Source organism: Nonomuraea sp. NPDC048826, from assembly GCF_043198225.1.
Classification (GTDB): Bacteria; Actinomycetota; Actinomycetes; order Streptosporangiales; family Streptosporangiaceae; genus Nonomuraea.
In genome coordinates this window covers 196,456-209,084 of sequence record NZ_JBICUQ010000007.1, presented here as the reverse complement: position 1 = coordinate 209,084, position 12,629 = coordinate 196,456, and the positions used below count along the sequence as shown (strand labels likewise).

14 protein-coding genes and 1 pseudogene are annotated in these 12,629 nt (G+C 73.2%); 7 read left to right on the top strand and 8 right to left on the bottom strand.

The features are described from left to right. Positions 1-39: 39 nt before the first annotated feature. A complete protein-coding gene (locus tag ACGFI7_RS25865) occupies positions 40-1,035 on the bottom strand; it encodes an aldo/keto reductase (RefSeq protein ID WP_393409108.1) in 996 nt (331 codons plus the stop codon). 140 nt (positions 1,036-1,175) lie between these two features. Between ACGFI7_RS25865 and purB the strand changes: the two genes are divergently transcribed. Together purB and ACGFI7_RS25855 are read left to right on the top strand one after the other, a co-directional pair. Then, a complete protein-coding gene (gene purB / locus ACGFI7_RS25860) occupies positions 1,176-2,606 on the top strand; it encodes an adenylosuccinate lyase (protein ID WP_393409106.1) in 1,431 nt (476 codons plus the stop codon). After that, the gene (locus ACGFI7_RS25855; protein ID WP_393409105.1) at positions 2,603-3,376 is read left to right on the top strand and encodes a GNAT family N-acetyltransferase; all 774 of its coding nucleotides are present in this window, start codon (positions 2,603-2,605) and stop codon (positions 3,374-3,376) included. Before purB ends, ACGFI7_RS25855 begins: the two co-directional genes overlap by 4 nt. 28 nt (positions 3,377-3,404) lie before the next feature. Here ACGFI7_RS25855 and ACGFI7_RS25850 read toward each other — a convergent pair whose 3' ends face one another. The 3 genes from ACGFI7_RS25850 to ACGFI7_RS25840 all read right to left on the bottom strand — a co-directional run bounded on the left by ACGFI7_RS25850 (position 3,405) and on the right by ACGFI7_RS25840 (position 4,982). Beyond that, positions 3,405-4,127, bottom strand: coding sequence for a VOC family protein (locus tag ACGFI7_RS25850; protein ID WP_393409104.1), 723 nt, complete (start codon positions 4,125-4,127; stop codon positions 3,405-3,407). A 20-nt stretch (positions 4,128-4,147) separates the two neighbouring features. Then, positions 4,148-4,717: a PadR family transcriptional regulator gene (locus tag ACGFI7_RS25845; RefSeq protein WP_393409102.1), complete on the bottom strand. Its 570-nt coding sequence runs from the start codon at positions 4,715-4,717 to the stop codon at positions 4,148-4,150. An 85-nt stretch (positions 4,718-4,802) separates the two neighbouring features. After that, positions 4,803-4,982, bottom strand: coding sequence for a hypothetical protein (locus ACGFI7_RS25840; protein WP_393409100.1), 180 nt, complete (start codon positions 4,980-4,982; stop codon positions 4,803-4,805). Between ACGFI7_RS25840 and ACGFI7_RS25835 the strand changes: the two are divergent. The 3 genes and pseudogenes from ACGFI7_RS25835 to ACGFI7_RS25825 form a co-directional block, all read left to right on the top strand. Beyond that, positions 4,981-5,178, top strand: a pseudogene (locus ACGFI7_RS25835) (branched-chain amino acid ABC transporter permease); the annotation flags it as partial. The gene ACGFI7_RS25840 and the pseudogene ACGFI7_RS25835 overlap by 2 nt on opposite strands. Before the next feature lie 232 nt (positions 5,179-5,410). Then, positions 5,411-6,874 (top strand): benzaldehyde dehydrogenase, encoded by a 1,464-nt coding sequence (locus ACGFI7_RS25830; protein ID WP_393409098.1) that lies wholly within the window; start codon positions 5,411-5,413, stop codon positions 6,872-6,874. A gap of 111 nt (positions 6,875-6,985) precedes the next feature. Next, positions 6,986-8,053 (top strand): DUF4037 domain-containing protein, encoded by a 1,068-nt coding sequence (locus ACGFI7_RS25825; RefSeq protein WP_393409096.1) that lies wholly within the window; start codon positions 6,986-6,988, stop codon positions 8,051-8,053. A 118-nt stretch (positions 8,054-8,171) separates the two neighbouring features. Here the strand turns inward: ACGFI7_RS25825 and ACGFI7_RS25820 are convergent, their stop codons facing one another. Beyond that, complete coding sequence (locus tag ACGFI7_RS25820) at positions 8,172-9,107, bottom strand: LysR family transcriptional regulator (protein WP_393409094.1); 936 nt, start codon at positions 9,105-9,107, stop codon at positions 8,172-8,174. 126 nt (positions 9,108-9,233) lie between these two features. Here ACGFI7_RS25820 and ACGFI7_RS25815 point away from each other — a divergent pair, with 126 nt between their 5' ends. After that, the gene (locus tag ACGFI7_RS25815; RefSeq protein ID WP_393409093.1) at positions 9,234-10,502 is read left to right on the top strand and encodes an MFS transporter; all 1,269 of its coding nucleotides are present in this window, start codon (positions 9,234-9,236) and stop codon (positions 10,500-10,502) included. Here ACGFI7_RS25815 and ACGFI7_RS25810 read toward each other — a convergent pair. Next, positions 10,450-10,908 (bottom strand): MarR family winged helix-turn-helix transcriptional regulator, encoded by a 459-nt coding sequence (locus ACGFI7_RS25810; RefSeq protein WP_393409561.1) that lies wholly within the window; start codon positions 10,906-10,908, stop codon positions 10,450-10,452. The genes ACGFI7_RS25815 and ACGFI7_RS25810 overlap by 53 nt on opposite strands. A gap of 61 nt (positions 10,909-10,969) precedes the next feature. Here ACGFI7_RS25810 and ACGFI7_RS25805 point away from each other — a divergent pair, with 61 nt between their 5' ends. Then, positions 10,970-11,182 carry a hypothetical protein gene (locus ACGFI7_RS25805; protein WP_393409092.1) on the top strand — a complete coding sequence of 71 codons (213 nt, stop codon included), beginning with the start codon at positions 10,970-10,972 and terminating at the stop codon, positions 11,180-11,182. Here ACGFI7_RS25805 and ACGFI7_RS25800 read toward each other — a convergent pair. Both ACGFI7_RS25800 and ACGFI7_RS25795 read right to left on the bottom strand, forming a co-directional pair. Continuing rightward, positions 11,176-11,961 (bottom strand): SRPBCC family protein, encoded by a 786-nt coding sequence (locus tag ACGFI7_RS25800; RefSeq protein WP_393409090.1) that lies wholly within the window; start codon positions 11,959-11,961, stop codon positions 11,176-11,178. The genes ACGFI7_RS25805 and ACGFI7_RS25800 overlap by 7 nt on opposite strands. Beyond that, positions 11,958-12,293 carry an ArsR/SmtB family transcription factor gene (locus ACGFI7_RS25795; protein ID WP_393409088.1) on the bottom strand — a complete coding sequence of 112 codons (336 nt, stop codon included), beginning with the start codon at positions 12,291-12,293 and terminating at the stop codon, positions 11,958-11,960. The genes ACGFI7_RS25800 and ACGFI7_RS25795 overlap by 4 nt, the downstream gene beginning before the upstream one ends. Positions 12,294-12,629: the final 336 nt, after the last annotated feature.

The window sequence follows — 12,629 nt, the reverse complement described above, 5'->3', positions numbered from 1 at the left end:
ACGGTAACAGCGATGTGTTAACGGTTGGGTCGCGCGGGCTCAGCGCTCGCTGTCGAGGTGGGCCATCGCCGGGGCGGCGTAGCGGTCGCCCGCGGCGGCGCCGGCCGGCACGGCCCGCTCGACGGCGGCGAGGTCCTCCTCGGTGAGGCGGACCTCGGTGGCGGCGAGCGACTCGGCGAGCCGGGCCCGGGTGCGGGCGCCGACGAGCGGCACGATGTCGTCGCCCCGGCCGGCCACCCAGGCGATCGCGGCCTGGGCCGCGGTCACGCCCTTGCGCTCGGCGACGCCGCGCAGCGCCTCGGCCAGCGCCAGGTTGCGCTCCAGGTTGCCGCCCTGGAAGCGCGGGCTGTGGGCGCGGAAGTCGCCGGCGGTGAGGTCGCGGCCGGGGGTCCAGTGGCCGCTGAGCAGCCCGCGCGAGAGCACGCCGTAGGCGGTGACGCCGATGCCGAGCTCGCGGGCCGTGGGCAGGATCTCGGCCTCGACGCCGCGTGACAGCAGGGAGTACTCGATCTGCAGGTCGCTGATCGGGTGCACGGCGGCGGCCCTGCGCAGCGTCTCGGCGCCGACCTCGGACAGGCCGATGTGCCGGACGTAGCCGGCCTGGACCAGCTCGGCCAGCGCGCCGACGGTCTCCTCGATCGGCACGTCGGGGTCGAGCCTGGCGGGCCGGTAGATGTCGATGTGGTCGGTGCCGAGCCGGCGCAGGCTGTAGGCGAGGAAGGTCTTGACCGCCGCCGGGCCGGCGTCGTAGCCGAGCCAGGCGCCGTCGGGGCCGCGCAGCGCGCCGAACTTGACGCTGATCACGACCCGGTCGCGGTCGGCGCCGCGCAGCGCGTCGCGCAGCAGCAGCTCGTTGTGGCCCATGCCGTAGAAGTCGCCGGTGTCGAGCAGGGTGATGCCCGCCTCCAGGGCGGCGTGGATCGTGGCCACCGACTCCTTCTCGTCGGCCGGCCCGTACAGGTCGGACATGCCCATCAGGCCGAGGCCGAGCTCGGAGACGGCAGGGCCGGTGGTGCCCAGGACGCGTGTGTTCATGGAAGGGTCCTTTCCCGGTGTTCCAGTGCTAACAGTTTCGACGATAACACTGATTCGATATCGCTGTCACGCCAAGAGTGGTAGCACTGATACCACCCTGTGCGGTGCAGGCCGCGCACCTGCCCATACACTTGTCCAACGTGACTTCCAAGCCGCGCATCCCCGACGTCCTGGCCGCTCGATACGCCTCCGCGGAGCTGGCCCGCCTGTGGTCCCCCGAGCACAAGGTGATCGCCGAGCGGCGGCTGTGGCTGGCCGTGCTGCGCGCCCAGGCCGAGCTGGGCGTGACGGTGCCGGAGGGCGCGATCGGCGACTACGAGAAGGTCGTCGGCCAGGTCGACCTGGAGTCGATCGCCGCGCGGGAGCGGGTGAGCCGGCACGACGTCAAGGCGCGCATCGAGGAGTTCAACGCGCTGGCCGGGCACGAGCAGGTGCACAAGGGCATGACCTCGCGCGACCTGACCGAGAACGTCGAGCAGCTCCAGATCCGCGACAGCCTCCTGCTGGTCCGCGACCGCGTGGTGGCGCTGCTGGCCCGTCTGGCCGAGCTCGCCGCCCGCCACGAGGCGACCGTGATGGCCGGCCGCTCCCACAACGTCGCCGCCCAGGCCACCACCCTCGGCAAGCGCTTCGCCGGCGCCGCCGACGAGCTGCTGGTGGCCTACCGGCGGCTGGACGAGCTGATCGCCCGCTACCCGCTGCGCGGCATCAAGGGCCCCGTCGGCACCGCCCAGGACATGCTCGACCTGCTCGGCGGCGACGACGCCAAGCTGGCCGAGCTGGAGGAGCGCGTCTCGGCCCACCTCGGGTTCGAGCGCCGGCTGACCAGCGTCGGCCAGGTCTACCCGCGCTCGCTCGACTTCGAGGTCGTCACCGCGCTGGTGCAGCTCGCCGCCGCCCCGTCGTCGCTGGCCAGGACGATCCGGCTGATGGCCGGCCACGAGCTGGTCACCGAGGGCTTCAAGGAGGGCCAGGTCGGCTCGTCGGCCATGCCCCACAAGATGAACACCCGGTCCTGCGAGCGGGTCAACGGCCTGGCCGTGGTGCTGCGCGGCTACGCCTCCATGGTGGGGGAGCTGGCCGGCGACCAGTGGAACGAGGGCGACGTGTCCTGCTCGGTGGTGCGCCGGGTGGCGCTGCCCGACGCGTTCTTCGCCTTCGACGGCCTGGTCGAGACCATGCTGACGGTGCTCGACGAGTTCGGCGCCTTCCCGGCCGTCATCTCCGCCGAGCTCGACCGCTACCTGCCGTTCCTGGCCACGACCAAGATGCTGATGGCCGCGGTCCGCGCCGGGATGGGGCGCGAGCGCGCCCATGAGCTGATCAAGGAGCACGCGGTGGCGGCGGCGCTGGCGATGCGGCAGAGCGGCGCCGCCAACGAGCTGCTCGACCGGCTGGCCGGTGACGAGCGCTTCCCGCTGGACCGGCCGGCGCTCGACGCGCTGCTGGCCGACCGCGTGTCGTTCACCGGCGCCGCCGCGGGCCAGGTGCGGTCCGTGGCGGAGCAGGTGGGCCGCGTGGCGGCCGAGCACCCGGAGGCGGCGGCCTACCGCCCGGGCGCGATTCTGTGATCCACGAGCTGGTCTCGCTCGCCGAGCTGCGGTCCGCGTGCGGCGACGACGACCTGATGGTCTGGAACGCCCAGGACCTCGGGTCGCCGGCGGGGCCGGCTCGGGCGCGGGCGTGGGCGTCGGGCGGCGCGGTGGTGACCGCCGCGCCGGCGGTGTCGCGGCGTGACCGGCTGGCGGTGTGGGGGGACGCCGCCGACGCGGTGGAGCTGGTCCGGCACGCGCTGGCCGAGCTGGGGCCCGCCTACCGGCCGTGGGGCGACCGGGAGCTGCTGGCGTGGGTGACGGCGAAAGTGGACGGGCTGCACGTGGCGGGCGAGTTCTCCTGGATGAACCTGCCCGCCGAGAAGGCCCAGGCCCCCGCGGGGGAGCGGCCCGGAGTGGGGGACTGCGATGTGGGGTGGCTGTCTCCTGAGGCCGAGGGGGAGGTGGCCGGGTTGCTGGCGGCCGACGCTCCCGACTCGTACGCGGCGCCCGGGTTCGCGGGTGTGCGCCGGTGGGCGGGGCTGCGGGTGGGCGGCGTGCTGGCGTCGGTGGCGGCCGACGCGTGGCCGGCTCCGTCGGTGGGGCTGCTGGCGGGGGTGGCGACGGCGGCCGCGTTCCGGGGGAGAGGGCTGGCCGAGCGGGTGTGCCGATGGGTCACGGGGGAGCTGGTGGCGTCGTACGGGCGCGCGTCGCTGATGGTGGACGACGACAACGCCGCGGCCATCGCCGTGTACGAGCGCCTCGGGTATCGGCTGCGGCCGGTGCTGGCCTCGTACGTGAGCACTTAGAAATCTACAATGTAAAGGGCGTGGGGTGTCACAACCCACGTAAGCCATTCTCAGAATCCTCAAGAACAGCGAGAGAGTCGGCGAGTTCGTCGCGCTGGGTCTGGGAGAGGGTGAGCGCGCGGGCGCGGGTGAGGGCGTCGCGGGCGGCGGCGGGATCGTCGGCGCGCAGGGCGAGTTCGGTGCGGTAGGTCAGCGCGCGGAGGAGCTCGCCGGTCGTCGCGGAGTTCTGATCGCGTTCGAGTGCGCCGTCGAGGATCTGGGCCGCCCGTACGTGGTCGCCCTTGGAGTCGCCCATCACGACGGCGCTGTTCAGGCTCTTGGTGAGCTTGCCGGAGGGTTCTTCCTTCGCCTCGGGGGCGGGTTTGGCGGCCATGATCCTGATCCAATTGCCGCCGGGGTCGATGACGGAGAAGCCGGAGTGGTTGTCGGCGTTCTTGCGTTTGCGGGGGCGGGTGATCCGGGGGATCCCGGAGACGAGGAGTTTGCCGTGGGCCTGGCGCATGCCGGCGGCGAAGGCTTCGAAGAGTTCGCCGGGGTCGGGCACGACGACCAGGCAGGTTCCGTAGGAGTCCTCGGGTTTGAACTCGGGCATGCCGAAGAAGCCCAGTCGGAGGTCTTCGCGTTGGAATGAGATGTACGGGTTGGGGCGGATCTGGCGGTAGATCTGGGTGAAGCCGAGCATGGTGTAGAACGCGGCGATCTCGTCGATGTCGCGGCAGGGGAGGAGCGGGATGGCGATCTCGCCGGCCATGGGTGTCTCCGTTCCGGTCGTTACGGGGGGTCTTCACCGGCCATGGTGAAGGCGCCGTCTTCCAGGCGGCTGATGAGCCGGTGGGTCCATTGGGCGCCGGTGTCGGCGGTGGTGAGCCAGAGGGCGAGGACCTCGCCGACCGGGCCCCAGGCGTCCAGGTCGGCGTCGGCGGGCAGGTGTGCGGTGATGCTGGTGCGCCATTCGTGCATGGCCTGGGCGCGTCGGCGCAGCATGCGCAGGGCGTGGTCGCGGGGGAGGTCCTCGATGAGGCCGACGGCGGCGCACAGGACGTCGAGGCTGGGTTCGCGGTCGGCGAGTGCCTGGCTCAGGAGGGTGAGGTATTCCTGTTCGCCTTCGCCGGTCAGTTCGTATTCGATGCGGGGTGGGCCGCCGGCTTCGGAGGGGACGGTTTCGTGGGTCAGGAGGAGGCCGCGGCGGGCCATGCTCTTGAGTGCGTGGTAGACCGAGCCTGAGGTGGCGGTGGACCATTCGTGGGCGCCCCAGGACTCGAGGTCGGCGCGAATCTGGTAGCCGTGGGCGCGTCCGCGCCTGCGCAGTGCGCCCAGGACCAGTAGCCGTACCGATTTCATGGCGCTCCCGCGGGCTCAGCTAGCCAAATTTGGTCAGTCGGGGTGTGAGGAGCGTACCTTGATACGAGGCGCTAGCCAAATGTGGCTAGCTTCGGAAGGAGTACGGCCGGGGTTCGTCGCGGACGGTGATCCACTGGACTTCGCAGGTGTCGGCGCTGGTGCCGGCGGCCTCGGCGGCAGTGCCGGCGGCGCTGCCGTTCCTGGTGTTCAGCACGGTCACCGACACCCTGATCAACCTGTTCGTGCTGGTCGCGCTGGCCGGCATGTGGAACCTGCTGGCGGGGTTCGGCGGCCTGGTGTCGGTGGGGCGGCAGACTTACATCGGGATCGGCGCGTACAGTCTGGTCGCGCTGGCGGAACTGGGTGTGCAGCCCCATCTGGCGGTGCCGCTGGCCGCGCTCACCTGCGTGGTGTTCGCGCTGCCGACCTCGTGGCCGGCCTTCCGGCTGCGCGGCGACTACTTCGCGGTGGGCACGTGGGTGATCGCGGAGGTGTACCGGCTGCTGGTGGTGCGGGTCGGCAGCCTGGGCGGGGCGAGCGGCAAGGGCCTGACGGGGCTGTCGGGCCGCGGCGCGCCTGGTCGAACGGCTGACCCCGCCGCTGCCCCGCCCGGTCATCTCGGCCGGGCATACGGGCATGAACCACTGACACACCATCCGAGAGCGAGACGACATGGAGAAAGGGGAAGGGCCCGTGGCACTGCTCGAGACCGTCGACTGGCAGGGGAACATCTTCAAGAACGGCGCGTGGACGTCCGGGCGCGGCGGCGACTACGCGGTCGTCGAGCCCGCCACCGGCGGCGAGCTCGGCCGGATGGGGCGGGCCGCCCCCGAGGACGTCGCCGAGGCCGCCGCGAGCGCCGCCGCCGCGCAGGCGGAGTGGGCCGCGCTGCCGCACACCGCCCGCGCCGCCGTCCTGCGCAAGGCCGGGGACCTGTGGCAGGCGCACGGCGAGGAGATCAGCGGCTGGAACGTCCGCGAGGTCGGCGCGGTGCCCGGCATGGCCGGGTTCGCGCTGCACGTGGCGGCCGAGGAGTGCTACGAGGCGGCCACGCTGCCCGGCCGGGCGATCGGCGAGGTGCTGCCGTCGGAGCAGCCGCGCCTGTCCATGGCCCGCCGCCTGCCGGCCGGGGTGGTGGCGGTGATCGCGCCGTTCAACGTGCCGATCATCCTCGGTATCCGGTCCGTGGCCCCGGCGCTGGCGCTGGGCAACGCGGTCATCCTCAAGCCCGACCCGCGCACCGCCGTCACCGGCGGCACGCTGATGGCCCGCGTGTTCGAGGAGGCGGGGCTGCCGCCGGGCGTGCTGCAGATGCTGCCGGGCGGCCCGGACGTGGGCGAGGCGCTGATCGCCGACCCGCACGTGCGGGTGATCTCCTTCACCGGCTCCACCGCCGTGGGCCGGCGCATCGGCGAGCTGGCCGGCAAGCACCTCAAGCGTGCCCACCTGGAGCTCGGCGGCAACTCCGCGCTACTGGTGCTGGACGACGCCGACGTGGACGCCGCGGTGAACCTGGCCGCCTGGGGCTCCTTCTTCCACCAGGGGCAGATCTGCATGACCACCGGCCGCCACCTGGTCTCCGGCCGCCTGTACGACGCGTTCGTGGAGGGCCTGGCCGCCAAGGCCGGCGCGCTGCCGGTCGGCGACCCTGCCGCGGGCGAGGTGGCGCTGGGCCCGGTGATCGACGCCGGGCAGCGCGACAAGATCCACGGCATGGTCACCGCCAGCGTGGAGCAGGGGGCGCGGCTGGCCTCGGGCGGCACCTACGACCGGCTGTTCTACCGGCCGACCGTGCTGGCCGACGTGCCGCTGACCGCGCCCGCGTTCGCCGAGGAGGTCTTCGGCCCGGTCGCGCCGGTGACGCCCGTCTCCTCGGTGGAGGAGGCGGTCAAGCTGGCCGCCGCCGGCGAGTACGGCCTGTCGCTGGGCATCGTCACCCGGGACGTGATGCGCGGCCTGGCCGTGGCCGAGCAGATCCCGACCGGCATCGTGCACATCAACGACCAGACGGTGAACGACGAGGCCAACGCGCCCTTCGGCGGCGTGCGGGCGTCCGGCACCGGGGCGCGGTTCGGCGGCGCGGCGGCCAACATCGAGGCCTTCACTGAGACCCGGTGGATCACCATGCGCGGCGAGCCGCCCCGCTACCCGTTCTGACCCCTGCCGGCCTGCCCTCGTACCTGCCTCGTACCTGCCCTCGTACCTGCTTTCGTACGGCGGTTAATTCGGATGAGGTTGGCCGGAAGGTCAGGCACAGTGGACGGCGTGATGTCCGATTTCGTGCCTGGTATCGAGTTGTCCCGCGCCTTCTACGGTGAGGTCGTGGCGCCGCTCGTCGCCGGTGTTCCGCATAGTGCCGCGCTGATCGGCCCCGGGTCGGAGGTGCTGGCGTTCGACACCAGTCGTTCCGCCGACCACGACTGGGGGCCGCGCGTGCTGGTGTTCGTGCCCGAGGGGCTGGTGGCCGAGGTGGAGGCGCGGGTGGCCGCCGGGCTGCCGGAACGGTTCCGGGGCCATCCGACGGTGTTCGACTATTGGGGGGAGCGGCGGCCCGGGGTGGTGGTGACCGAGCTGGGGGCGTGGCTGTCCGGCCGGCTCGGGTTCGACCCGCGGCGCGGGGTGACGCTGCTGGACTGGCTGGCGGTGCCGTGGCAGCGCCTGGCCGAGGTGACCCAGGGAGAGGTGTTCCACGACGGGCTGCCGTCGCCCGCGAGCGAGGGCGGGCCGGGGACGGGAGGGCTGGAGGCGGCGCGGCGGCTGCTGCGCTGGTATCCGGAGGACGTGTGGCGGTACGTCCTGGCCTGCCAGTGGCGGCGGATCGCCGAGGAGGAGGCGTTCGTCGGCCGGTGCGGCGAGGTGGGCGACGAGCTCGGGTCGGCGGTGGAGGGGGCGCGGCTGGTGCGGGAGGTGATGCGGCTGGCGCTGCTGCTGCGGCGGCGCTACCCGCCGTACGCCAAGTGGCTCGGCAGCGCGCTGGCCAGGATGCCGGGCTCGGCGGAGCTGGGGGAGGCGCTGGGCATGGCGCTGGCGGCCCGGTCGTGGCGGCAGCGCCAGGAGGGGTTGTCGGCGGCCTACCGGCGGCTGGCCGCGCTGCAGAACCGGGTGGGGCTGGCGATCCGGCTGGACGAGGGGGTGCGCGGGTTCCACGACCGGCCGTTCGAGGTGATCGGCGGGGAGCGGTTCGCTGCGGCGCTGCTGGGGGAGGTGTCGGATCCGCGGGTGCGGGGCCTGCCGGTGGCGGGCTGCGTGGACCAGTTGTCGGATTCGACCGATCTGCTGACGTCGCCGCCCCGGGCTCGCGCCGCCACCGCCGCCGCCCTCGGCCTGACCGCCTGAGAGTCCCGTACGGCCTGATCCGGCTGAGAGTGCCTGGGGAGTCGGATGCGCGCCGGGCCGGCCGAGTTCCCCGGGCACAACGGCAGCACCACCCACCCTTGCGGACGCTCCCGCCGGCTTACCGCGGGTTGACCCAGGACGGGGTCCAGGTGCCGGCGGCGCCGTGGCCGGGGGACGCGGCGGCCAGGTGGGCGCGCAGGGTGGCCAGCGCCGGGTGGGGGTTGTCGCGGCGCCACAGGAGCGAGTGCGGGTAGACGGGCGTCGGGCCGGTCACCGGGATGCGGCGCAGGCCGTGCCCGGCGGGCCAGACGAGACGGGTGTGCCCGCCCATGAAGGTGGCCAGGGCCGGGGTGTCGGCGACGGTGTCCAGGAGCGCGTCGGAGCCGAAGTTGGGGCCGGTCGCCTCGATGGTGAGGCCGAACTCGGCGACGAGGTCGTCGTAGTAGGCGGCCCACTCGGTGCCGGGGACGATGCCGGGCATCCAGATCCGGTGCCCGGTGAGCTGGGCCAGGGTCACCGACCGGGCCGACGCCAGCGCGTGGGCGGGTCCGGTGAGGAGCTGGAGCGGCTCGTCGAGCACCCGTACGGACTCGATGTCTTCGGGCAGGGGCCGGCCGGGCGCGGTGACGGCGCGGAAGGACGCGTCGATCGTGCCCGCCCGGATGGCGGCGACGGCCGTCTCGATGTCGAACAGCATCACCACGTCGAGGTCGATCTCGGGATGCGCCCGGTGGAAGCCGCGCAGCAGGCCTGAGGCCGCGCCGCGGGAGGCGATCACGTCGACGCGCAGCGCGCGGCTGCCGGCGCGGACGGAGGCGACCGCGCGCTCGGCGACCCGTAGCAGTTCGCGGGCGTGGGGCAGGAACGCCTGCCCGTCGATGGTCAGCTCGGCGCCGCGCGGGGTGCGGGTGAACAGCCGCGCGCCGAGGGTGCGTTCCAGCGCGGCGATGCGCTTGGAGACGGCCTGCTGGGTGATCGCCAGCTCGGCGGCGGCGTCCTGGAACCGCCCCGCGTCGGCGGCGGCGACGAAGGTCCTGACGGTGTCGAGGTCCATGCGGACACACTCTAGAGGTACAACGGCCGGTTGTGGCCGGGTAGCCCGACGGTTGTTTGATCTCCTGCTCCGTCGCACGCTTGGATGCTTCCGATCGCTGATCGGTTGTGTGAGGGAGCGTGGGGCATGGGGGGAGGGCACCGGCTGGGGCGGCCGTTCGGGTGGCTGTGGGCCGCGTACGGGACCAGCGCGCTCGGCACCTGGCTCGCCTTCGGGGCGTTCCCGCTGATCGCCATCCAGGTGCTGCACGCCGGTCCGGCGCAGGTGGCGGCGTTGTCCTCGGTGGGAGCCCTGGCAGGCGCGGCCTTGGCGGTGCCGCTCGGCCCGCGGGTGGAGGTCCGCCGCAAGCGGCCGGTGCTGATCGGGGCGGACCTGGTGCGGTTCGCGGCGCTGCTGACGGTCCCCGCCGCGTTCGCGCTCGGTGTGCTCTCCTTCGTGCAGCTCCTGCTGGTGTCGGTGGTCGTCGCGGCGGCCGACATCACCTTCCGCGCCGCCTCCGGCGCGTACCTGAAGACGCTGCTGCCGGCCGGGCATCTGCTCGTCGCCAACGCCCGGTTCGAGTCCACGACCTGGACGACCACGATCATCGGGCCGCCGCTGGGCGGCGCGGCCATCGGGCTCCTCGGCCCGGTGGTGACGGTGCTGGCCGACGCCGTCAGTTACCTGCTCTCGGCCCTGGGCGTCGGCGCAATGGGCGGCAGGGAGCCCCTGCCCGAGCGCCGGGAGGCCGCCCGGCCGCGGGCCGGGGACCTGTTCGACGGCTGGCGGTTCATCCTCGCCGACGCGACGCTGCGCCCGCTGTTCTTCAACACCGCCGTGTTCAACGGCCTGGTGATGGCCACGGACGCGCTGCTGGCCGTGCTGATGCTCGGGCAGCTGGGGTTCGCGCCGTGGCAGTACGGTCTCGCTTTCGCCGCACCGGCGATCGGCGGCCTGGCCGGCGCGCGGGTGGCCCGGCCGCTCGTCGCGCGGTACGGGCGGCATCGGGTGCTGGTCGTGGCCGGGACGCTGCGCGCGATCTGGCCCGTCGGGCTGGCCTTCCTGGAGCCGGGCACCGGAGGGCTGCTGCTGGTGATGGGCGTCGAGCTCGGGCTGATCTTCTGCTGCGGGGTCTTCAACCCCGTCTACGCCACCTGCCGACTCGAACGCACCGCCCCCGGCCGGGTCGCCCGCACGCTGACGGCCTGGACGGTGACGACCAGGACCGCGACCGCGCTGCTGACGGCCCTCTGGGGCGTGCTGGGCAGCCTGCTCGGCCCGCGCACGGCCATCGGACTGGCCGGTGTGCTGCTGCTGGCGACCCCGCTGCTGCTGCCTCGGCGCGCGGGCGGCCTGACCGGGGTCAGGGCCGTTCTGCCTGGTGGGCGCGGCGGGCGGCCTCGATCACGCGGCTGAGAGACTGGTGCAGGTCCTGCAGCTCGTCGAGGCTCATGCCGAGGCGGGCGATGATGGCCGGCGGGATCTTCTCGGCCTGCTCGCGCAGCCGGCGGCCTTCGGGGGTGAGGGTCAGCACCAGGGCGCGCTCGTCGGCGCTGCTGCGCTCGCGGTGGATGTAGCCGAGCGCCTGGAGCCGTTTGAGCAGGGGCGACAGGGTGCCGGCGTCGAGCTGGAGCAGCTCGCCGAGCTCCTTGACCGACAGGGGCTCGTGCTCCCACAGGGCGAGCATGGCGAGATACTGCGGATGGGTGAGGCCGAGAGGCTGCAGCAGCGGCCGGTAGAGGCTGATCACGCTGCGGGAGGCGACGCTGAGTGCGAAGCACACCTGCCGGTCGAGGGCGAGGAGGTCTGTCGCCTCCGTCACAGGCTTCACGCGTGCCCACCTCCGGCGGCTCCTGGTAGATTGGTTTGTACACTAACTATTAGTGTACAAAAAGCTGCCGCGCAAACTGGGGAGCCACGTGTTTCACCGCAAGTCACTGGAGGAGCGCATCGCCGAGCGCCAGGCCAAGCTCCCCCCGCTGAAGGAGGGCAAGCACTTCGAGCACGGCCCCGCCAAGTTCATCTTCGTCGCGCTGCTCGTCGCGGTGGCGCTCATGCACTTCGTCGGCCTGGCGGTCGTCATGCACTTCTACTGATCGGCGAGCAGGTCCGCGGCGAGCCGTTCGACCCGGGCCCGGCAGGCCGACAGGGCGGCGGCGTCGCCGGGGCAGGTGAGCACGAGCCGGGCGCCGTGACCGGTGCCCTCGCCCAGCTCCCACCGGACCGTCCCGTCCCCGCTCGCGTACTCGAGGATCTTGCCCGGTTCGGCGCGCGAGACCGGCCCCGCCGGCATCCCCGCGACGGTGAACGGCTCGGGCGGCGGCGAACCGGCCTCGGCGCCGTCACCGCCGAGAGCCCGCCAGACCTCGGCGGCGGGGCGGACGAGCTGCCGTTCCAGCCGCACGCCGCCACCGGCGAGCTCACCGGAGGTCAGGCCGAGGATGGCCACGTAATCTTCGTGCAGCCGTGCCATGTCGCCCTCGGCGGGCAGCGGGCGGCCGTCGAGCAGGGCCGCGAGCGCGGCGACGCAGGTGTGCCAGCCGGAGGCGAAGCTGGCCGCGCCGAACCGGTCGCCGAAGACATGGGTCAGGGTCAGCAGGCTGCCGTCGCCGTCGGCGCGGATCTCCCAGCGCAGCTCGTCGTCGCCCCAGGTGTGGGCGAACAGCCGGGGCGGGTCGATCTCCAGCACCCTGCCGTCGGGGCCGAACCCGTAGCGGACGCGGTCGCCGTCGATGCTGAGCTCGGCCGGGAACCACTGCTTGACGTGCTCGGGCTCGGTGACGGCCCGCCACACCTTCTCCGGCGGGTGCGGCAGGCGGCGCCGCATCACCAGCTCGGTGCGGCCGTCGGGACGGATCAGCAGATGGTCGTTCATTCGTCCTCCGTCGGGTGAACGGGCGCCGGCTCCGCGGGCATGGCCTCCAGGTGCCGCTCCAGCCGGTCCAGGCCGGTGGTCCACAGAGCGCGGTACGGGGCGAGCCAGGCGTCGATCTCGGCCAGGGGCCGCGGGCTCAGCTCATACCAGCGGCGCTGGGCGTCCTTGCGTACGGTGACGAGGCCCGCCTCGCGCAGCACCCGCAGGTGCTTGGAGGTGCCGGGCTGCGACAGGCCGAGCTCGGCGGTGAGCTCCCCGACCAGACGGGGCCGCTCCAGCAACAGATCGAGGATCCGCCGCCGGGCGGGATCGGCCAGCACGTCGAACCGCATACCGATGAATATACTCGATGAGTTATATTCCGGCAACGGTATAAACGTCGGCCGGTGCCGCCGGGGCGGCGGATACCCGGCTCGCGCCCCCTCGGCCATGCCGGGACCACAACCGACGGGGAGCGAGCCCGTCGGCTACCCGAGCCGGCGCGGTCCACATCGGGCATGTGACGTCGCGGGTGGTCAGGGCCGGGCGCGGCGTCCCAGGTGAGCCGGCGGCCGGGTGAACGACGAGGCCGTGGGCAGGACGGGGATCGGCTCGGCGAACTGACCGGCTCGGTGCGTACGTTCTTCGCCGGGCGTTTTCCGAGGGTGGTCTCGCGCGAGGGGCCCGCT